The sequence below is a fragment of the Achromobacter veterisilvae genome, from assembly GCF_900496975.1.
Lineage (GTDB): Bacteria > Pseudomonadota > Gammaproteobacteria > Burkholderiales > Burkholderiaceae_B > Achromobacter > Achromobacter veterisilvae.
The window spans coordinates 1-20,120 of the sequence record NZ_UFQC01000064.1; the positions used below are offsets into that span (position 1 = coordinate 1).

Below are 20,120 nucleotides of genomic sequence, written 5' to 3' on the forward strand. Positions count from 1 at the left end.
TTCCGATCTAGCGGCGGCAAGGCCGCGCCCGCGGAAAGTCCGGCGCCGGCCACCCCCGCGCCGGGCGCTTCCGCTCCCGCCACCCCCGCGCCGGCGGGCCCGGACGCGGCCGGGCAGGGTGCCGGTTTGCCGTAGCGCAAACGGATGCGGCGCGGCGGTTCCTGCCGGCGCCCGCGAGCGGCGATAATCCGGGCCATGACTTATCAACTCCTGAAAATGCTCCACGTGGCGGCGGTGGCCGCCTGGCTGGGCGGCTCGCTGTTCGTGTCGCTGTTCCTGCTGTCCTCGCAGCCGCAGGAGGGCGACGAAGCCCCGAAAGAACGCAGGATGCTGGGCGCCCTGCGACGATGGACGCTGTTCGTGACCACGCCGGCCATGGTGCTGACCTGGCTGATCGGCCTGCACCTGGCCGTGACCTTCGGCTGGTTCGCCATGAGCTGGATCTGGATCAAGATCGGCTTCGCGCTGGCGCTGTCGGCGCTGCTGGGCATCCAGACCGCGGCCCTGCGCCGCATGGCGGACGGCAGCGCCCGGCGTCCGCCGCTGGTCGACCTGTATGCGCCCGTCACCGTCGTCGCGTCCGCCGCGATCGTGACGCTGGTGGTCGTCAAGCCCTTCTGAGGCCGCGCGCCGCGCTTCCGCCGCCGGCATATGCCGCGCGGCCATAACCAAACAACCCTGTAATAAGGACTCAACGAAGTATTCGTTCGCCGGGCGGACCCCCATCCCTAGAATCGTTTCTCTCATAACCGCTTAGCCTGAGAGGCGATTTCAATATGACTCCCCGTTTTTTCAAGAAGCTGCTTGGCGTGGTGCTGGCCTCGGCGGCGATGTTCCATGGACCGGCCTTTTCGGCCGACCCCAAGCCTTTGAAGGTCGGCGTGCGCGGCGGCGTCGATGAGCAGATCTGGGAAGTGGTGGCCCAGGTCGCCAAGAAGAACGGCCTGGCCGTGGAGCCCGTGGTCATCACCGGCACCGCCAGCCCCAACGAGGCGCTGAACAACGGCGACCTGGAGGCCAATGCCTTCCAGCACATTCCCTTCCTGAACGACCAGATCAAGCAGCGCGGCTACAAGCTGGTGGCGGTGGCCAATACGCTGATCTCGCCGATCGCGTTCTATTCGCGCAAGTACAAGTCGCTGAAGGACCTGCCGGACGGCGCCCGCGTCGGCATTCCCAACGATCCCAGCAACCAGACGCGCGCGCTGGTCATCCTGCGCGACCAGGGCCTGATCACCCTGAGGGACGGCTTCGATCCGGCCACGGGCACGGCCACGCTGGCGGACGTGACGTCCAATCCCAAGAAGCTCGAGTTCGTCGAAAGCGCGTCCGTCGTGCTGGCGCGCTCGCTGCCCGACGTGGACACCGCCGCCATCGTCAACAGCTTCGCCTACCAGGCCGGGCTGATCGCCACGCGCGACGGCATCGCGGTCGAGAAGAAAGAAAACAACCCCTACGTGAACATCATCGTGGTCCGCGAGAAGGACAAGAACGCGCCGTGGGTGCCCGAGCTGATCAAGGCGTATCACTCGGAGGAAGTGCGCCAGTTCATCCTGAGCAAGTACGAAGGTTCGGTGATCCCGGTTTTCTGAGCAATGATGCAACACGAATTCTCCATCGGGGAGCAGGCCGCCGCGCCGCCGCCGCCCCAGACCGTCGACGCGCACATCGTGTTCGAAGGACTGCAAAAGCGCTACGAAGGCGCGCAGGGGCCGGTCGCGGCGCTGTCCGACGTGTCGTTCTCCATCGCCCGCGGCGAGGTGTTCGGCATCATCGGGCGCAGCGGCGCGGGCAAGTCCACGCTGCTGCGCTCCATCAATATGCTGGAACGGCCCACCGCCGGCCGCGTGCGGGTCGACGGCGTGGACGTGGGCGGGCTGGACGAGAACGCGCTGGTGGGGCTGCGCCGCCGCATCGGCATGATCTTCCAGCATTTCAACCTGCTGTCGGCCAAGACGGTGGCCGAGAACGTCGCCTTGCCCCTGCGGGTGGCGGGCGTGAAGCCCGCGGCGGCGCGGGCCCGCGTCGATGCCCTGCTGGACCTGGTGGGGCTGCGCGACAAGGCCGACGCCTATCCGGCCAAGCTTTCCGGCGGCCAGAAGCAGCGGGTCGGCATCGCGCGCGCGCTGGTGCACGAACCCGAAATCCTGCTGTGCGACGAAGCCACGTCGGCGCTGGACCCCGAAACCACGCAGGCCATCCTGAGCCTGCTGCGCGACATCAACCGCAAGCTGGGCCTCACGGTGGTGCTGATCACGCACGATATGGCGGTGATCCGCGAAATCTGCCACAAGGTGCTGGTGCTGGACGGCGGCCGCAAGGTCGAGCAAGGCGAGGTCTGGCGCGTTTTCGGCAATCCGCAGGCGGACGCCACGCGCGCCTTGCTGCGCCCCTTGCAGCACGACCTGCCCGCGGACCTGGAGGCCAGGCTGGTGCCGGACCTGCGCGGCCGCAACGGCGTGGCCGTGCTGCGCCTGCGTTTCACGGGGCAGGGGCGGCCCGAGGGCGTATCGCTGCAGGCGCTGGCCGCGCTGGGGCCGGGCGCGACGCTGTTGCATGGAGGACTGGACCGTCTGCGCGGCCACGCGCAAGGCAGTCTGCTGGTGTCGGTGCCCGCCGGCGCATTACAGGAAGAGGCCGCGCGCGCCGCGCTGGTGGCCGATCAGATCAAGGTGCTGGGCTATGTCGCTGCCGATGCTTGACAAGTACCTGCAGGCGTTCCTGCAGACCCTGGCGATGGTGGGCGTGTCGGCCGCCATCGCGATCGTTGCCGGCCTGGCGCTGGCGGTGGTCCTGACCGTGACCGCGCCCGGCAACCTGTATCCCCATCCGCGCTTCAACAAGGCGCTGTCGATCACGGTGAACACCTTCCGGGCCATCCCCTTCATCATCCTGCTGGTGGCCATGCTGCCCTTCACGCGCTTCCTGGTGGGCACCACCCTGGGCACGTGGGCCGCCATCGTGCCGCTGTCGGCCAACCTGGTGCCGTTCTTCGCGCGCATCGCGCAGGTCAGCCTGAACGAGGTTGACCACGGCCTGGTGGAGGCCGCGCGCGCCATGGGCTGCCGGCGTTGGCACATCGTGCGCCACGTGCTGCTGCCCGAAGCCCTGCCGGGCATCATCGGCGGCATGACCGTCAGCGTGATCGCCATGATCAACGCCTCGGCCATGGCGGGCGCCGTGGGCGCGGGCGGCCTGGGCGACCTGGCCATCCGCTACGGCTACGAACGCTACGAAACCCGCGTGATGTTCGAGGTGATCGTGATCCTGATCGCGCTGGTGTCGATCGTGCAGTTCACCGGGGAATGGCTGTCGCGCCGCGCCGACCACAAACGTTGATTTTCGCGCAAGGGCGGCATGCCCTTGCCCACCCTGACGATAGGAATCCAGAGATGTCCGATACCCCGCAACACGGCTTCGCCACGCGCGCCATCCACCTGGGCTACGACCCGCTGGACGAGCAGGGCGCGCTGTCGCCGCCGCTCTACCTGACGTCCACGTACACCCAGGACAGCATCGAGGCCTTCGACCAGATCCGCCTGGGCGAAAGGCAGGGCTACGTCTACGGCCGCACGCGCAACCCGACGCAGGCGCTGCTGGAGGAGCGGCTCGCGTCGCTGGAAGGCGCCGAGGCCGGCGTGGCCACGGCCTCCGGCATGGCGGCCATCTCCGCGACCCTGTTCTCGCTGCTGCAGAGCGGCGACGAAATCGTGGTGGACCAGATCGTGTACGGCACCGCCTTCACGCTCTTCGCGCAAGGCCTGACGCGCTTCGGCGTGCGCGCGGTGTTCGCCGACTTCACCCGCCCCGAAGCCGTGGCCGCCGCCATCGGCCCCAAGACGCGCGCCGTCTATTTCGAGACTCCCGCCAATCCGAACCTGCGCCTGGTCGACATCGCGGCCGTGTCCGCCATCGCCCGCGGCAAGGGGCTCCTGACCATCGTGGACAACACCTTCGCCACGCCGGTGCTGCAGCGTCCGATCGAACACGGCGCCGACATCGTCCTGCATTCCGCCACCAAGTACCTGGGCGGGCACGGCGACCTGCTGGCCGGCGCGGTGCTGGGGCGCAAGGAACACATCGACGCGATCCGGCTGCAAGGCTTGCGCTACTTCACCGGCGCGACCCTGTCGCCCTTCACGGCGTTCCTGGTGCTGCGCGGCATCAAGACGCTGGAACTGCGCGTGCAACGCCATAGCGAATCGGCCAGGAAGGTGGCCGAGCTGCTGCGCGGGCACGCCGCGGTGGCCGACGTGTTCTATCCCGGCCTGCCCGACACGCCGGGCGCGGAGATCGCGCGGCGCCAACAGGCGGCCGGCGGAGGCCTGGTCGCGTTCGAACTGAAGGGCGGGCTCGCCGCCGGGCGGACGCTGCTCAACAGCCTGAAGCTGGCCCGGATCGCGGTCAGCCTGGGCGACCCGGAGACGCTGATCCAGCATCCCGCGTCCATGACGCATGCGAGCTATTCGGCCGAAGACCGCGAGCGCTACGGCCTGTCCGAAGGCCTGCTGCGCCTGTCCGTGGGCCTGGAGACCCCGGAGGACATCCTGGCCGACCTCAGGCAGGGCCTGGATCGCGTGTAGCGCGGCGGCGGACCCTGGCTCCGCAAAAATGTTACAACCGTCTATTCAAGTCAAATCCGCGCCGGTTGCCGCGCCCGGTTTCGGCCGTCTGCCGGAAAGGGCGCTTGCCGTCGCGGACCCGACGGCAAGCGCAACCAGGAGAGCACCCGTGACGGACAAGACGCCAGACGCCATCGACCAGGACCTCGCGGCCGCGCCGCGCAAGCGCGCGGGCGGCGCCAGGCGCGCCGCCGGCGCCGGGGCCGCGGCGGGAACGCGCGCCGCGCCGGCCCGCAAGGCCGTCAAGACCGTCGTCACTCCGGTAACCACCAGCCGCAAGGCCGCCCCGTCCAAGACCGCGAAGACCGCTTCCGGCGCGCGGGACGAAGAGGCGGCCGTGCCCGTGCTGGAAATCCGCAAGCGCATTTCCGCGCGCACGGACGCCGCGCGCCAGGAGGCCGTGTCGGTGCTGGCGGACATCGCGCGCCGCCACCGCGTCAGCGCGCCCGACCAGGCGCGCGAGGCCCTGCGTTCGGTCATCGAGGAATTGTCGCCGGACGATGCGCACGCCGTGCACCGTGCCCTGCTGGAAGCGGGCGCGGGAGCGCCGGCCTTGCCCCGCAATCCCGACGACGAACTGGTCGCGGATTGGCGCGAAGGCATCTATCCCTACCGCCACCGCATGCTGCGGCGCAATTACGAAAAGCAGAAGTACCGCTTGCAGGTCGAGCTGCTGAAGCTGCAGGCCTGGGTCAAGGCCACGGGCCAGCGCGTCGTGATCCTGTTCGAAGGCCGCGACGCGGCGGGCAAGGGCGGCACCATCAAGCGCATGATGGAACACCTGAATCCGCGCGGCGCGCGCGTGGTCGCGCTGGAAAAGCCGTCCGACACCGAGCGCGGCCAGTGGTACTTCCAACGCTACGTGCAGCACCTGCCCACGGCCGGCGAAATCGTCATGTTCGACCGCTCCTGGTACAACCGCGCCGGCGTCGAGCGCGTGATGGGTTTCTGCACGCATGAGGAGTACCTGGACTTCCTGCGCCAGGTGCCGGACTTCGAGCGCCACCTCGTCAGCAGCGGCATCCACCTGATCAAGTTCTGGTTCTCGGTCAGCCGGGAGGAACAGCGCCGCCGTTTCCAGCAGCGCAAGGTCCATCCGCTCAAACAATGGAAGCTGAGCCCGGTGGATCTGGCGTCGCTGGACAAGTGGGACGACTACACGCGCGCCAAGGAAGCGATGTTCGCGCACACCGACACGGCCGACGCGCCGTGGGTCGTGGTCAAGTCGGACTGCAAGAAGCGCGCGCGGCTCAATGCCATGCGCTATGTGCTCACCCGGCTGCCGTACGAGGGCAGGAGCGAAGACTCCACCATGTCGCTGGATTCGCTGATCGTGGGCCGCGCGCTCTGATCAGGCGCCCAGCGCGCGCAGGTTCAGTTCGTGGCTGCGCCCGATCCAGACGGCGCGGTCGCGGTGGTCGCGCAGGGAATCGCCGGTGTTGGGATGCATGAAGACGTCCAGGGCGCCGTGATGCAGCGCGAGCCAGGTCGCGATCTCGGCGAAGCGCCCGGGCTCGAAGGCGATCTGGTAGCTCCACTGGGGATGCGGGCCGACGGGGCGCTCGTGGAAGCGTCCCAGTTCCATCTGTCCGTCGAACTTCGCCGCGATCCGCTCGCGCAAGGCGAACGCGGCGTCGCGGCTGCCGGCGTCGAAGTACACGTGGGCATGCCAACTGGCGACGTGCGTTGTGGTCGGGTCTGTCATCGTTTGCTCTCGGTCTGGGGTTAGCCGCCGGCGCGCTTGGCGCGATGGCCGTGTTTCTGCAGGGCGTCCATGATCCGTTCGCAATGGTCTCCCTGCACTTCGATCGCGCCGTCCTTGACCGTTCCGCCCGAACCGCAGGCGGCGCGCAATTGCTTGCCCAGCGCCGCCAGCGCGGCGGGGTCCAGGGCCAGCCCCTTGACCACGGTCACGCTCTTGCCGCCGCGCCCCTTGGTTTCGCGCGACACGCGCGCCACGCCGTCGCCCGCGGGCGCGGGCCTGTCGGCCTGCCTGCACAGGCACTGCGCAAGGGGCTTGCGGCATTCCGGACACATCCGGCCGCCTTCCGTGGAATAGACGAGACCGCCTGCGGAACTGCGTTTCATGATGGGCGCGCGCAAAAGCCTCTATCTTAATCTCCGGCGCGGCCGGCGGGCCGGATTTTCAGGGACGCATACGTCTTTCCGAGGGCTGTTCAAGCCGGCGCGCCCCGCGTAACGTGTGCGGTGATTCACGCCGTTCCTCCCTTCTCTCGCACGATGGAGCACAACGATGAATACAGTCGCCATGAAAGACGGTACCCGCATCTATTACAAAGACTGGGGGCAGGGCCGTCCCCTCGTGTTCTCCCACGGCTGGCCGCTGAACTCGGACGCGTGGGATCCGCAAATGCTGTTCTTCGCCAACCAGGGCTTCCGCGTCATCGCGCACGACCGGCGCGGCCATGGCCGGTCCAGCCAGCCCCCGCAAGGCAACGACATGGATACCTACGCGGACGACCTGGCCGCGGTGATCGACCACCTGGACCTGCGCGACGCCGTGCTGATCGGCCATTCCACGGGCGGCGGCGAGGTGGCGCATTACCTGGGAAGGCACGGCGCGAAGCGGGTGTCCAAGGCCGTGCTCATCGGCGCGGTTCCGCCGCTGATGCTGAAGACGGCCGCCAATCCCAAGGGGTTGCCGATGGATGTGTTCGACGGCATCCGCAAGGGCGTGGCCGACAACCGTTCGCAGTTCTACCAGGACCTGGCGATGCCGTTCTTCGGCTTCAACCGCCCCGGGGCGAAGGCCGCGCAAGGCACCATCGACGCCTTCTGGGCGCAGGGGATGTCGGGCGGGATCGTGGGGCAGTACGCCTGCATCCGCGAGTTCTCGGAAGTGGACTACACCGACGACTTGAAGAAGATCGACATTCCCGTGCTGCTGCTGCATGGCGACGACGACCAGATCGTGCCGATCGACGCCTCGGCGCGCAGCGCCGAGAAGCTGTTGAAGCACGCGACGCTCAAGGTCTATGCGGGCGCCTCGCACGGCATGTGCGCGGTGGAGGCGGACAAGGTGAATGCGGACCTGCTGGCCTTTATCGGCAGTTGACCGGAACCCGGTCCGGCTACTTGCCGCGCATCAGGTCGATCAGGCGCCGGTCGCGCTTGGTCGGCCGTCCCGCCTCGATGCCCAGCGCCGGCTCGGGCGCGAGGCGGCGCATCTCCGCGGCGCGTTCGCGCGCCGCCACGCTGTCAGGCGTTTCTTCGTAGAGCTGGCGCGCCATGGGCGCGGGGCCGCGCACGCCGCTGACGGCCACGACCCGCACGCGCAGCGCGGGGTCTTCCTTGCGGATGGCGACCAGGTCGCCGGGCGCGACTTCGCGCGCGGGCTTGGCGGGCTGGTCGTTCACCAGCACCCGGCCCTTGCCGATTTCCTGCACGGCCAGGCTGCGCGTCTTGTAGAAGCGCGCCGCCCAGAGCCATTTGTCGAGCCGGATTTTTTCCATGTATCTGTCCCTGCCGGATTGCTGTGCCAGGGACCATGATAGCCGGGCCCGCGGGCCCGGCGCGGCTCAATCCAGCCGCAGGTCGGCTTCCTTCACCACGCGCTGCCACTTGTCGATTTCGGCGCGGCGGAAGGTGTCCAGTTCAGCCGGCGTGGACCCGATCGGTTCGGCGCCGATGCCGGCCAGTTGTTCGGCGATCGCCGGATCCTTCAGCACCTTGGCCAGCGCCTGCGAGACCTGGTCCACGATGGCGGGCGGCGTGCCGGCCGGCGCGAACACGGCGTTCCATTCATAGGTTTCGTAGCCCGGCACGCCGGATTCGGCGATGGTGGGCAGGTCGGGGGCGGCCTTGGAGCGTTCCAGGCCGCCTACGGCCACCGCGCGCAGCTTGCCGTTCTTCACGTGCTGCCAGGCCGAGCCCATGCTGGCGAACATGACGGGCACCTGGCCCGACATCACGTCGATCATGGCCGGGCCGCCGCCCTTGTAGGCCACGTGCTGGAGTTCGGTCTTGGCAAGCAGGTTGAACAGTTCGCCGGCCAGGTGCTGGGCGGAACCGGGGCCGGCCGAGGCGAAGTAGACGTGGTCCTTGGCGCCGGGCTGGCCCAGTTTGATCAGGTCGGCCACCGTCTTCACTTCGTACGACGGCGTGACGACCAGGACGTTGGGCACTCGCAGCAGCAGCGACACCGGCGCGAAGGCGGTCAGCGTGTCGAACTGCATCCTGGAATGCAGCGCGGGGTTCTGCGCGTGGTTGGAGGCGTCCAGCATCAGCGTGTAGCCGTCGGGCTGGGCCTTGGCGACGACGGCGCCGCCGATCATGCCGCCCGCGCCGCCGCGGTTCTCGATGACGACAGGCTGGCCCAGTTCGGCGGCCAGCTTGGGGCCGATCAGGCGCGCGACCACGTCCACGGTGCCGCCGGGAGGATAGGTCACCACCAGGGTCACGGCGCGTTCGGGGTAGGCGGCCGACGCGGCGCCGGCCGCGCCGGCAAGCAGTCCGGCCGCGGCGAGCATCGCGCCGCGGCGCGCCAGGCGGTTCAACAGATGGGTCATGATTCGTCTCCTTGGAATTGGAACAGCCGCAATGGGGTGTCGGCAAGCAGGGCGCGCCGTTGCACGGGGTCGTCGATCCAGGCGTCCCGCCATTGCGTCGCCGCGGGGTAGGACGCCAGGTGGCGGTGCTCGGTGTGGGGCCAGTCGCTGCCCCACATGAGCCGTTCGGGGGTGTAGGCCGCAAGCAGCCGTTGCGCGGCCTCGCGGCCCGACGCGGCGCAGGCGGAGGCCGGCCAGTTGCGGTAGGGGGCGGACAGCTTTACCCAGACGCGGCCGCTGTCCGCCTGTTGCAGCAGGTAGCGGAAACCGGGATCCGCCGTGCCCAGCGCCGGGGCGGGGCGGCCGAAGTGGTCCACCACGATGCGGCAGCCGGCCGCCAGCAGGGCAGGCACGATGTCCGGCAGCCGCGCGGCCTGCACATGCAGTTCCACGTGCCAGCCGAGCGCGTTGACGCGGGTCAGCAGGGTCTGCCAGGCGGGCGTTTGCAGGCTGGGCAGGTCCAGCCCGATCAGGTTCAGCCGGATGCCGGCCACGCCGGCCTCGGCCAGGTCGTGGAGCGCCGTTTCCGCGATGTCCTCGGCCACGACCGCGACGCCGCGCAACCGGCCGCGCGCGGCGCGCAGCGCCTGGACCAGGTAGCTGTTGTCCGTGCCCAGGAAACTGGGCTGCACCAGCACGCCGTGGCTCAGCCCGTGGGCGTCCAGCAGCGCGAGGTACTCGGCCAGCGTGGCGTCGTGGTCGGGGGTATGGCGGCGCACCTGGGCAAGCGCCAGGCCTTGCCGGAATACGTGCGCGTGGGTGTCGACGGCGGCGCCATGGGCGGGCGGGGGCAAAACTGTCTCCTTGTCGTGCGCGCGGCCCGGGGGCCGGCGGCGCTGTTCTATAAGGCGGGATTCTAGGGAGTCGATATATAATTTTCCATTCTGGAAAAATGCTTTAAATATATCTATCTGATATGGAAACCCGGCACCTGCGCTATTTCCTGGCGGTGGTCGACCACGGCAGCGTCAGCCGTGCGTCGGAGTGGCTGGGCATCGCGCAGCCCGCCCTGAGCCAGGGGCTGGGCCGCATGGAAAAAGACCTGGGCGTGAGGCTGTTCGAGCGCTCGCGCCGGGGCGCTGCGCCCACGCCCGCCGCGCTGGCCATTCTTGAAGACGTGCGCGCCAGCGTGGCGCGCATCGACGCGGCCGCGCAGCGGGCGCGCGAGATCGGCCGCGGCAGCGCCGGGCAATTGACGGTCGGGCTTGTGTCGTCGGCCTTGTTCGATACCTTGCCGCGCGCCCTGCGCGAAATGCGCAGGCTGGCGCCGGGAGTCCGCGTGATTCTGTGCGAAATGAGCAACGCCGAACAGGCCGAAGCCCTGCAGACCGGCGAGATCGATATCGGCCTGATGCACACGCCGGTCGCGGTCGGAGGCCGCATGCGCGAACGCCAGCTATTGCGGGACCGGCTGGTGGCCGCCGTGCCGGACGAACTCGATGTGCCCGCCGACGGCCAGGTCAGCATGGCGCAGATTGCGCGGGCCGGCCTGGTGATGTATCCGCAGTCCCAGTTGCCGGCGTTCTACGCCGGTATCCTCGACGCCATGCGCAAGGCCGGGCACGACGCGCACGTGGCGCAAGAGGCGAACCGCACGCTGACGGTGCTGTCCTGCGTGGCGGGCGGCTGCGGGGTGGCCCTGCTGCCCAGTTGGATCCGGTCGTTGAACTTCCGCGGCGTGCGCTTCTGCGAAGTGCGCGACGGCCAGGCGCTGCCCAGCTTCGACCTGAGCGCCATCTGGCCCGCGCGGTCCGTGCCGACGCTGGCGGACCTGTTCGCCAATCTGGACCTCGGCGCGCGCTGAACGCCCTGGCTTTCAATGCGCCTTCAATTGCCCCGCCGAAACGCTTAAGCGAGGCTTAAAACAGGCCTTTCGCCGGAACTCGAAGTACGCCTCCCGTCTAACAAGGACCGCGTATCGGAGGGAACCGGCTCATGGACCTGAATTGGCAGCAGCAACTCGCGGAAAGCGCGCTGTGGCTCGCGCGCGCGTTCGGCATCACCGCCGTCGCCTTGGCGCTGGCCGCGGCCGTGCTCGCGCGGACCACGGACTGGGGGCGCAAGTTCTGGCGGCTGGCGTGGCCGTACCTCAGCCCCCGCCGCGGCTGGCGGCCCTTGCTGACCCTGGCGCTGCTGCTGTTCCTGGCGATGTTCGCAGTGCGCATGACGGTGCTGTTTTCCTTTTGGTACAACGGCTTCTACAGCGCGTTGCAGGCGCTGGACCAGTCCGCGTTCTGGCGCTTCCTGGGCATTTTTTCCGTGCTCGCCTGTGTGCACGTGGTGCGCACCCTGGCCGACAGCTACGCCGGGCAGGCCTTCGATATCCGCTGTCGCGTCTGGCTCAATGAGCGCCTGACGCGCGATTGGCTGGGCGCGGGCGCGTACTATCGCGGCCATTTCCTGGACGCGCCGGTCGACAACCCCGACCAGCGCATCGAGCAGGACATCGCCATGTTCGTCACCGGCTCGCGCACGCTGGCGATCGGCGCGCTGAGCGCCATTGTGTCGCTGGTGGCGTTCACGTCCATCCTCTGGGGCCTGTCCGGCGCGCTGACGGTGGCCGGCGTGGAGATCCCGCGGGCCATGGTGTTCGTGGTGTACCTGTACGTGATCGTGGCGACGTTGTTCGCGTTCAAGATCGGGCGGCCGCTGATCAGGCTGAACTTCCTGTCCGAACGGCTGACCGCGAACTTCCGCTACGCGCTGGTGCGCCTGCGCGAGAACGCGGAGAACGTCGCGTTCTATCAGGGCGAGGAAGTCGAGCGCGCCACCTTGTGGACGCGCTTCACGGCCTACATCGCCAACCTGTGGGCGCGCGTGTACCGGGGCCTGAAGTTCGACGGCTTCAACCTGTCGGTCAGTCAGGTGGCGGTGGTGTTCCCCTTCATCCTGCAGGCGCCGCGCTTCTTCAGCGGCGCGATCAAGCTGGGCGACGTCATCCAGACCTCGCAGGCCTTCGGGCAGGTGCAGGATTCACTGTCGTTCTTCCGGACTTCCTACGATACCTTCGCGCAGTACCGCGCCACCCTGGACCGGTTGAGCGGATTCCTGGACGCCAACGAGGCCGCGCGGGCCCTGCCTTCCGTGCAGTCGGAGGCGCTGCCCGACGGGTTGGAGATCGAAGGCGTGCAATTGCGCCGGCCTGATGGCGCGGTGTTGCTGCGGGATCTCGATTTGCAGTTGCGGCCCGGACAGGCCCTGTTGATCAAGGGGCCCTCGGGCAGCGGCAAGACCACGCTATTGCGCGCGCTGGCAGGCCTGTGGCCGTATGCCGGGGGCCGCGTGCGGCGGCCGCAAGGCGCGTCCGCGCTGTTCCTGTCGCAGCGGCCTTATCTGCCCCTGGGCGACCTGCGCGGCGCGGTGGCATATCCGGGGCTGGCGCAGCCCGAGGATGACGCCCGCCTGGCCGACGCGCTGCGGCGGGTCAACCTGGGCGACCTGGTCGGCCGGCTCGACGAGGTCGCGGACTGGGCCCGGATACTGTCCATCGGCGAACAGCAGCGCGTGGCGTTCGCGCGCGTGCTGTTCAACCGGCCGGCCATCGTGTTCCTGGACGAAGCCACTTCCGCCACCGACGAAGGCCTGGAACACGCGCTGTACAGCCTGCTGCGCGGCGCGCTGCCGTCCTGCATGCTGGTCAGCGTGGGCCATCGCAGCACGCTGGACGCGTTCCACACCCATAGGCTGGACCTGGACGGCGCGGGCAACTGGACGATGGGGCCGATGGAAGCGCGGCGCGAGCCGATGCCGTTGCGCCGCGCCGCGGCCTGATCAGGTGCCCACGCGCAAGGGGGCGGTCAGCTTGCGCAGCGCGGCGACCACGCTTTGCGCGGTGATGCGGCCGGTCTTGGGATTGGCCGAGGGAATATTCTGGATCTCCATCGAGAACGTGGCCGAATCGGACACGACTTCGACGCGGTGGACATTGCGTTCCAGCGAGGGATCGGCCCAGATTTCGAGGGTCGTGCGGTCCGGCCCGATGCCGGCGAGGGAAACGCTGACCGCCACGTTCAGGTTGGCCGGGAAGCCCACGGCGGCCTCGCGCGGCGATCCGCGGAAGATCAGGCGGGGCTCGGCGATGGCCGAGAGGTCGATGTCGTTTTCGGCCAGGTAGGGCGCGCCCAGCAGGCCGCGCACCGGTTTGCGCGTGATCATCGTGACGGAATGGATGACGCCTTCGGCCGCGGCGGTGATCGCGTCCAGGCCGAGGATGGCGCCGGACGGCACCACGATCTGGCCTTGGTGGGCGCGAGCCAGTTCGATCAGGTCGTCGTGGCGCAGCAGGGCGCCCGAGCTCAGCACCACCAGCTTCTTGCCGGCGCGCAGCACCGGCTCGGCGATGTCGCGGAAGACGGCGGCGGGCGCGCATTCGACGACCACGTCGCAATGCTCGTGCAGCGCGCCGATGGTGGTGAAGGCGGGGGCGCCGTTGGCCCAGCCGAAGGCCGGCGGCGCCTTGGGGTCGCGCACGGCGACGGCGGCCAGGGCAAGGCCGGGCAGCCCGGCGTCCAGGGATTGCGCCACGGCCTGGCCGATGGCGCCGAAGCCGGCGATGCCGACGCGGTAGCGGTTCATAGGAATCCGAAAGGTAGGTGGTGGGGGCACTGTATTCAGCGCGCGGGCCAGCGTCAATGAAGAATGGCCGCGAGCCGCGGGCGCTACACTCGCGTGCAGTACCGGCAGGAGCGGAACCATGCAGATTCTTCCAGAAACGCCCCGCGACCGCGAGGCCATCTTCGCGTTGACGCAGGACGCGTTCAAAGACCATCCCCACAGCCAGGGGACCGAGGGCCGCATCATCGACTCGCTGCGCGAGGCCGGCGCGTTGACGCTGTCGCTGGCGGCCTGGGAGGACGGAAACATAGTGGGCCACATCGCGTTCTCGCCGGTGACGGTAAGCGACGGTTCAAGCGATTGGTATGGCCTGGGGCCGATGGCCGTGCGGCCGGACCGGCAGGGGCGCGGCATCGGCGCCGCATTGCTGCGGGAGGGCCTGGCCAGGCTTCGGGCGCTGGGCGCGGCGGGCTGCGTGGTGCTGGGCGATCCGGGCTACTACGGCCGTTTCGGCTTTGCCCAGGCGGGGCTGAAGTACCCGGGCGTGCCGCCCGAGTACTTCATGGCGCTGGCCTTTACGCGCCCCGCGCAGGGCGAGGTCGCCTACCACGCCGCGTTTTCGGCCTAACCGCCTTTCCGCGCGCCGGAATCAGGCCGTCATGCCGCGCGCAGCACGCGCCTGGATCCGCGCGCGACGGCCACCAGCAACAGCGCCGCCAGCAGCGACGCGGCGCCCGCGGCGAGCATGGCGGCGTGGAAGCCGCCGGCCAGCGCATCGGCGTACAGCTCGGCCGCGTTGGCGGGCTGCGCGGGCATGGCATGGCGCGTGACGGCGGCGTGCGCCAGGGCCTGCGCGTCGGGCGCGCCCAGCCGCGCCAACGAGGCCGCCAGCGCGTCGATCGCGCGCCCGCTCATCAGCGCGCCCAGCAGCGCGATGCCTATCGTCATGCCGGTCTGGCGCAGCGCGTTCATGGTGGCCGACGCCATGCCGGAGCGCTCGCGCGGCACGGTGGCCATCACGGCCATGCTGGTCGACGGCACCGCCAGCCCCGTGCCCAGGCCCAACAGCACCAGCAGGGATCCGGACACCGCGTAGGGCGTATGCGCCTCGAAGCTCGTCATGCCCAGCATGGCCGCGCCGATGAGCGCGTAGCCGGCGATCATCAGCCGCGGCAGGCCGAAGCGCAGATTGAGCCGGCCGAACACGATGGAAACCAGCCCCGCCGCGGCGAACTGCGGCGCCAGTTGCCAGCCGGCCGCCAGCGGCGACAGGCCCCGCACGTGCTGCAGGTAGAGCGAGAAAAAGAACAGGCTGCTGTAGGCGGAAAATCCCAGCACGAAGGAGGCGAAATTGGTGATGGCGAAACCGGCGTCGCGGAACAGGCCCAGCGGGAGGATGGGGCGCGCCGCTCGATGTTCCACCCACAGGAAGGCGAGCAGTCCGGCGGCGGCGACGGCGAGCGCGCCGGCGGCCTGAGGCGCGGCCCAGCCGTGTTCGCCTGCGGCGATCAGGCCGAAGGTCAGCGCGCCCAGCCACAGCACGCTCAGCGCCTGGCCCGCGGGATCGAAGGCGGCGTGTTCGGGATGGGCGCTTTCCGCGATGCTCCAGGCGCCGAGCGCGATGGCCAGCGCGCCCACCGGCAGGTTGATCAGGAAGATGCTCTGCCAATTGAAGTGCGCGACCAGCACGCCGCCCAGCATGGGCCCGACGATCAGCGAGATGGCGTTGCACGAGGCCCAGACGCCGATGGCCTGGGCGCGTTCCTTCGGATCGGGAAACGCCTGCGTCAGCAGCGACAGCGCGCCCGGGACCAGCAGGGCCCCGGCCACGCCCTGCACGGCGCGTCCGATCAGCAGCGCGGTCAGGCCGTCCGCCATCCCGCACAGGGCGGAGCCCGCCGTGAACAGCAGCACGCCCGCCAGCCATGAGCGCTTGCGGCCGTAGCGGTCGCCCAGCGGACCGGCGGACAGCATGAAGGCGGACAGGAACAACGCATAGGCGTCCACCACCCATTGCAGCCCGGCCATGTCGATGCGCAGGGCGGCCTGCATGGTGGGCAGCGCCACGTTGACGATGCTGATGTCCAGGATGGTGATGAAGCTGCCCAGGTTGACGGCCAGGACCAGGGCGCGGCGGCGTGCGGGATGCATAGCGGCGGAGGAGGTGGGGGAAGGGGTATTCTAGGTGTCGACCGACCGTCGGTCAATTGAAAAAAGAATCGTTCTCAAATTTTGATCGCTGGCGGGCGCGTCCTCTACACTGGCGCCTTGCCGTTCAATGGATCCCTGCCGATATGTCCGCCGCTCCAGACCCGCTTTCCTCGCCCGCAGACCCCGCGGCCGTCCGGAAGCCGCGCACCAAGCCCGCGGCGGTGCGGCTGGACGAGCTGATGGCCGCCGCGGAGGCGCTGTTCATCCAGAAGGGCGTCGAGGCGACCACCATCAACGAGATCGTGGAACGGGCCGGCGTGGCCAAGGGCACGTTCTATCACTACTTCACGTCCAAGAACGACATGCTGGCGGCCTTGCGCGCCAAGTTCTCGCAGGGGTTCCTGGACCATATCCAGCAGGCGGTGGACGCCTGTGCGCCGGAGGACGGCGCGGCGCGGCTGCGCGCCTGGACGCGCGCCGGCGTCGAGGCCTACTTCGACGGCTATGCGCTGCATGACGTGGTGTTCCACGACGCCCGCCATCCCGACCGCGGCGCGGCCGAGAAAAGCGCCGTGCTGGACCAGTTGGAAGGTATTCTCGAAGCGGGCGCGCGCGCCGGCTGCTGGACGCTGGACGATGTGGCGCTGACCGCCATCGCGCTGTACCACGGCATGCACGGCGCCGTGGACGCGCGCATCGCGCAGGGCCGGCTGGATGCGCGGGAACTGTCCGCGCCCTTGTCGGCGATGTTCCTGCGCATGCTGGGCGCGCGCGAGGCCTGAACGCCCGCGCGCGGGATCCGAAGTCACTTCGCGATGCGCGCGTCCAGGCTGTTGTCCGCCAGCGCCCGGGCCTGCTCCCGGGACATGCCCAGGTGCTCGTACAGCGCATGGAAGTTCTCGTTCACGTAGCCGCCGAAGTACGCCGGATCGTCGGAGTTGACGGTGACCTTCACGCCCGCGTCCAGCAGCGACAGGATGTTGTGATGGCGCATGTGTTCGAACACGCGCAGGCGGATGTTCGACAGCGGGCAGACTGTCAGCGGGATCTGTTCGTCGATCAGGCGGGCGATCAGCCTGGGGTCTTCGGCGGCGCGCACGCCATGGTCGATGCGCAGCACCTTGAGCAGGTCCAGCGCTTCCCAGATGTATTCGGGCGGGCCTTCCTCGCCCGCGTGGGCCACGGCGGGCAGGCCTTCGGCGCGCGCGCGGTCGAACACGCGCTGGAACAGGCGCGGCGGGAAGCCCTTTTCGCTGCTGTCCAGGCCGACGGCGATGAAGGCGTCGCGATAGGGCAGCGCGGCTTCCAGCGTGCGCATCGCCTGTTCTTCGGGCAGGTGGCGCAGAAAGCTCAGGATCAGCCCGCTGGTCACGCCCAGCTTCTTGCGGCCGTCTTCCAGCGCCTGGCCGATGCCGCGCAGCACCGCCTCGAAGGGCACGCCGCGGTCGGTGTGGGTCTGGGGATCGAAGAAGGGCTCGGTATGGACCACGTTCTGCTCGCGGCATTTCAGCAGATAGGCCCAGGTCAGGTCGTAGAAGTCCTGCTCGGTGCGCAGCACGTCCGCGCCCAGGTAATAGAGATCGAGGAATTCCTGGAGATTGTCGTAGTCGTACGCGCCGCGCAGCGCGTCGATGTCGGGCCAGGGCAGGGCCACGCCGTTGCGCCGCGCCAGTTGGAACAGCAGCTCGGGCTCCAGCGAGCCTTCCAGGTGCAGGTGCAGTTCCGCCTTGGGCAATGCGTTGAGCCAGTCGTACATGGGGTTCGGATCCTGAAGATGATGCCTGTTCAGGCCGCCGGCGTCGCGCTCGGCCTGGATGGCCAGCTTGAGCCTCGGAACGGTGCCGTGGCGGCGGCGGGATAGCGATGTGCCGATTATTCTCCCTCGCCGGGCGCTTGGCAACGCGCGCGCGGGATTCGGATATAGTTCGTCGCCATGAACATGATCCGTTTGGCCGCTTGCGGATTGGCGTTGGCGGCGCTGACCGCTTGCGGCGCGTCCCGCCTGGACGGCGTGCCTGTCGCCTGGACCGGCTTTCGCGATGCGCGGCCCATGGTCCTGCCCTCGGATCCGGCGCAGTGCCCGGATCTCGCGGGCGTCTATCGGGCCGCGGGCGAGTACCGCGCCGGCGACAAGGATCCGCAGCCGCTCGCGGACCTGTACCAATTCCTGGCCCATTCTCTCGACCTGCACGGCCCGCAAGGCGACGGCGTGCCCGAGTGGCGGCCCGCGCCGCAGGCCACGGTGACGTTCGCGCCCGATCCCCGCGGCTGGCGGGTGCAGGCGCGGGACGGGCGGGGCGGGCGCTTCAGCGGACAACTGCCGGCGCTCGACGGCGCGCAGGACGGCCTCGCGCCGCGCGATGAGATCCGCCCGCCGATGCCCGCCGAGATCCGGCGTTACGCCGGCTGCACCCAGGGAAGGCTGTGGGTCAGTGTGCGGTACGACTGGCGGCAGCATGAATCGATGGGCGTGCTGCGCCACGTGGCGCTGTTTCGCCGCGACGCCGGCGGCTTGCTGGTGTCCGTGCAGCGCGAGTCCGACAGCATCGGCATGCTGCTGCCTTGGTATTCCAACGACGGCGGCTCGTTCCAGTATTGGTTTGCGCCGGCGGCCGGCGCCGACGCGCAATAGGCGGCCGCATTGAACTCCCCAGAGCCGCATGCCCGCTTCGTGACCGGCCCATTGGCCGGCCACGTGATCGAGATGATCCTGACCGGCTGGGCCAGCATGCTGGCGGTGTTCGCCGTGGAGTTCCTGTCGCTGCTGTACCTGGGCACGCTCAAGGACGAGGCGGTATTGGGCGCGGTGGGATTCGGGTCCATGACCCAGTTCACCATCACTTCGGTATGCATCGGGGTGACGGTGGGCGGCGCGGCGCTGGTGTCTCGCGCCTTGGGGGCGCGCGACGAGCCCCGTGCCCGGATGCTGGGGGGCGCGTCGCTGATCCTGATGGCCGCCGCCGCGCTGGTTTCGGGCGCGCTGTTCCTGCTCGCGATCGGCCCTTTCACGACGGCGATCGGGCTGGCCGAGGACGTGCGCGGCCATTTGCTCTCCTATGTGCTCATCACCACGCCGTTCGCGGTGGCGATGGGCCTGGGCATGATGCTGTCCAACCTGCTGCGCGCGGCGGGGCAGGGGCGCCAGTCCATGTGGGTGCTATTGGCGGGCACCAGCACGGTCGCCGTGCTGGATCCGGTGGTCATCTTCCTGCTGGACGGCGGCATGGAAGGCATCGCCTGGGCCGGCGGCGCCGGCCGCATGGCCACGCTGGCGCTGGGCGCGTGGCTGGTATTCCGGCGGCATCGCCTGGTGGCGTGGCCCGGCAGGAAGGCGCTGCGCGGACAACTGGCCGCGATCGGGCGGATCGCGCTGCCGGCCGCGCTGACCACGTTGGCCACGCCGGCCGCGGTGATCTTCACTGTGTCCACCTACGCGGGCTTCGGGCCCAGCGTGATGGCGGGCGCCACGGTGGTCGACCGGGTATTGCAGTTGGCCTATTCCCTGTTCTTCGTGCTGCCGGGCGCCATCGGACCCATCCTGGGCCAGAATCTGGGCGCCGGCCAATGGGAGCGCGTGAAGCACACCGTCGGCCTGACTTCGCGCTGGTCGCTGTTGTACGGCTTTTCGGCGGCGGCCCTGCTGGCGCTGCTGGCCCCCTGGATCGCGGACGCCTTCCAGGTGGCCGGGCCCGGCCGCGATCTGGTCGTGTTTTTCTGCCGCTACGGCAGCTTCGCGTGGGCGCTCAACAGTCTGTACTTCGTGGCGATAGCGGTGTTCAACAACCTGGGCTATGCCACGTACTCCACGGCCATCGGGTGGCTGCGCGCCACGGCGGGCACCTTGCCGTTCGTCTGGCTGGGTGCGCACTACGGCGGTCCGGAGGGCGTGATGGTCGGCCAGACGGCGGGGTTTGCGCTCTTCAGCCTGATCGCGATGGCAATGTGCCGGCGCGTGTTGCGGGCGCCTCCGACTGGGTTCGGCGCAGGAGCCCGGCCGGCCGCCTAGCACGGACCGGCCGTTCGATTTCGCCGGCCGGATCGCGGTACGATCCCGGCTGACTTCGATTTTTCAGGATTGTCATGCGCCAGCGTTCCATTCGCTTTCGAATCGATACCATTTCCCGCGTGCTGATGGGCGCGGCGTTCGCGGCCGCCGCCGCCGGGGCCGCGCACGCGCAGTCGCCCGCTTCCGCCACCGGATCGCGCGCCCAGCCGGCCGCGACGG

22 protein-coding genes are annotated in these 20,120 nt (G+C 69.3%); 13 read left to right on the forward strand and 9 right to left on the reverse strand.

What is annotated here, in order from left to right; translation table 11 throughout:
- On the reverse strand, positions 1-197 hold a 197-nt coding region (locus AVE30378_RS32780; RefSeq protein WP_208742469.1), incomplete at its 3' end, for a hypothetical protein.
- Here AVE30378_RS32780 and AVE30378_RS31005 point away from each other — a divergent pair.
- The 6 genes from AVE30378_RS31005 (at position 196) to ppk2 (ending at position 5,973) form a co-directional block, all read left to right on the forward strand.
- On the forward strand, positions 196-621 hold the full coding sequence (locus AVE30378_RS31005) for a CopD family protein (protein ID WP_129246811.1): 426 nt from the start codon (positions 196-198) through the stop codon (positions 619-621). The genes AVE30378_RS32780 and AVE30378_RS31005 overlap by 2 nt on opposite strands.
- Positions 622-776: 155 nt before the next feature.
- On the forward strand, positions 777-1,592 hold the full coding sequence (locus AVE30378_RS31010; protein ID WP_129246813.1) for a MetQ/NlpA family ABC transporter substrate-binding protein: 816 nt from the start codon (positions 777-779) through the stop codon (positions 1,590-1,592).
- 3 nt (positions 1,593-1,595) lie between these two features.
- A complete protein-coding gene (locus AVE30378_RS31015; RefSeq protein ID WP_129246815.1) occupies positions 1,596-2,702 on the forward strand; it encodes a methionine ABC transporter ATP-binding protein in 1,107 nt (368 codons plus the stop codon).
- Positions 2,683-3,339 (forward strand): methionine ABC transporter permease, encoded by a 657-nt coding sequence (locus AVE30378_RS31020; RefSeq protein WP_129246817.1) that lies wholly within the window; start codon positions 2,683-2,685, stop codon positions 3,337-3,339. The genes AVE30378_RS31015 and AVE30378_RS31020 overlap by 20 nt, the downstream gene beginning before the upstream one ends.
- A gap of 53 nt (positions 3,340-3,392) precedes the next feature.
- Positions 3,393-4,583: a trans-sulfuration enzyme family protein gene (locus AVE30378_RS31025; protein ID WP_129246818.1), complete on the forward strand. Its 1,191-nt coding sequence runs from the start codon at positions 3,393-3,395 to the stop codon at positions 4,581-4,583.
- 148 nt (positions 4,584-4,731) lie between these two features.
- Positions 4,732-5,973, forward strand: coding sequence for a polyphosphate kinase 2 (gene ppk2 / locus AVE30378_RS31030; RefSeq protein ID WP_129246820.1), 1,242 nt, complete (start codon positions 4,732-4,734; stop codon positions 5,971-5,973).
- Here ppk2 and AVE30378_RS31035 read toward each other — a convergent pair whose 3' ends face one another.
- Together AVE30378_RS31035 and AVE30378_RS31040 are read right to left on the reverse strand one after the other, a co-directional pair.
- On the reverse strand, positions 5,974-6,327 hold the full coding sequence (locus tag AVE30378_RS31035) for a DOPA 4,5-dioxygenase family protein (RefSeq protein ID WP_129246822.1): 354 nt from the start codon (positions 6,325-6,327) through the stop codon (positions 5,974-5,976).
- Positions 6,328-6,347: 20 nt separating this feature from the next.
- Entirely contained in the window at positions 6,348-6,710 is a 363-nt protein-coding gene (locus tag AVE30378_RS31040; protein WP_129246824.1) for a translation initiation factor Sui1, read from the reverse strand.
- Between the two features lie 166 nt (positions 6,711-6,876).
- Between AVE30378_RS31040 and AVE30378_RS31045 the strand changes: the two genes are divergently transcribed.
- Positions 6,877-7,698, forward strand: a complete 822-nt coding sequence (locus AVE30378_RS31045; RefSeq protein WP_129246826.1) for an alpha/beta fold hydrolase — start codon at positions 6,877-6,879, stop codon at positions 7,696-7,698.
- A gap of 16 nt (positions 7,699-7,714) precedes the next feature.
- Here the strand turns inward: AVE30378_RS31045 and AVE30378_RS31050 are convergent, their stop codons facing one another.
- From AVE30378_RS31050 to AVE30378_RS31060, 3 genes are all read right to left on the reverse strand, one after another.
- Complete coding sequence (locus tag AVE30378_RS31050) at positions 7,715-8,095, reverse strand: RNA-binding S4 domain-containing protein (RefSeq protein WP_129246828.1); 381 nt, start codon at positions 8,093-8,095, stop codon at positions 7,715-7,717.
- A 66-nt stretch (positions 8,096-8,161) separates the two neighbouring features.
- Positions 8,162-9,151 (reverse strand): tripartite tricarboxylate transporter substrate binding protein, encoded by a 990-nt coding sequence (locus tag AVE30378_RS31055; RefSeq protein ID WP_129246830.1) that lies wholly within the window; start codon positions 9,149-9,151, stop codon positions 8,162-8,164.
- A complete protein-coding gene (locus tag AVE30378_RS31060) occupies positions 9,148-9,984 on the reverse strand; it encodes an amidohydrolase family protein (RefSeq protein WP_129246832.1) in 837 nt (278 codons plus the stop codon). The genes AVE30378_RS31055 and AVE30378_RS31060 overlap by 4 nt, the downstream gene beginning before the upstream one ends.
- 122 nt (positions 9,985-10,106) lie before the next feature.
- On the opposite strand from AVE30378_RS31060, the gene AVE30378_RS31065 reads away from it, so the two are divergent.
- Both AVE30378_RS31065 and AVE30378_RS31070 read left to right on the forward strand, forming a co-directional pair.
- Positions 10,107-10,994 (forward strand): LysR family transcriptional regulator, encoded by an 888-nt coding sequence (locus AVE30378_RS31065; RefSeq protein ID WP_129246834.1) that lies wholly within the window; start codon positions 10,107-10,109, stop codon positions 10,992-10,994.
- A gap of 131 nt (positions 10,995-11,125) precedes the next feature.
- Positions 11,126-12,961 carry an ABC transporter ATP-binding protein/permease gene (locus AVE30378_RS31070; protein ID WP_129246835.1) on the forward strand — a complete coding sequence of 612 codons (1,836 nt, stop codon included), beginning with the start codon at positions 11,126-11,128 and terminating at the stop codon, positions 12,959-12,961.
- Here AVE30378_RS31070 and AVE30378_RS31075 read toward each other — a convergent pair whose 3' ends face one another.
- On the reverse strand, positions 12,962-13,765 hold the full coding sequence (locus tag AVE30378_RS31075; RefSeq protein ID WP_129246837.1) for an aspartate dehydrogenase: 804 nt from the start codon (positions 13,763-13,765) through the stop codon (positions 12,962-12,964).
- A gap of 118 nt (positions 13,766-13,883) precedes the next feature.
- Between AVE30378_RS31075 and AVE30378_RS31080 the strand changes: the two genes are divergently transcribed.
- Positions 13,884-14,372, forward strand: a complete 489-nt coding sequence (locus AVE30378_RS31080) for a GNAT family N-acetyltransferase (protein ID WP_129246839.1) — start codon at positions 13,884-13,886, stop codon at positions 14,370-14,372.
- Between the two features lie 29 nt (positions 14,373-14,401).
- Here the strand turns inward: AVE30378_RS31080 and AVE30378_RS31085 are convergent, their stop codons facing one another.
- Positions 14,402-15,895, reverse strand: a complete 1,494-nt coding sequence (locus AVE30378_RS31085; protein ID WP_129246841.1) for an MFS transporter — start codon at positions 15,893-15,895, stop codon at positions 14,402-14,404.
- 143 nt (positions 15,896-16,038) lie between these two features.
- On the opposite strand from AVE30378_RS31085, the gene AVE30378_RS31090 reads away from it, so the two are divergent.
- Complete coding sequence (locus AVE30378_RS31090) at positions 16,039-16,677, forward strand: TetR/AcrR family transcriptional regulator (protein WP_129246843.1); 639 nt, start codon at positions 16,039-16,041, stop codon at positions 16,675-16,677.
- Positions 16,678-16,700: 23 nt separating this feature from the next.
- Here AVE30378_RS31090 and AVE30378_RS31095 read toward each other — a convergent pair whose 3' ends face one another.
- Positions 16,701-17,651, reverse strand: a complete 951-nt coding sequence (locus tag AVE30378_RS31095) for an adenosine deaminase (protein WP_129246845.1) — start codon at positions 17,649-17,651, stop codon at positions 16,701-16,703.
- A gap of 177 nt (positions 17,652-17,828) precedes the next feature.
- Here AVE30378_RS31095 and AVE30378_RS31100 point away from each other — a divergent pair, with 177 nt between their 5' ends.
- Positions 17,829-18,527 (forward strand): hypothetical protein, encoded by a 699-nt coding sequence (locus AVE30378_RS31100; protein ID WP_244235189.1) that lies wholly within the window; start codon positions 17,829-17,831, stop codon positions 18,525-18,527.
- 9 nt (positions 18,528-18,536) lie between these two features.
- The gene (locus AVE30378_RS31105) at positions 18,537-19,901 is read left to right on the forward strand and encodes an MATE family efflux transporter (RefSeq protein WP_129246847.1); all 1,365 of its coding nucleotides are present in this window, start codon (positions 18,537-18,539) and stop codon (positions 19,899-19,901) included.
- Positions 19,902-20,120 lie beyond the last annotated feature (219 nt).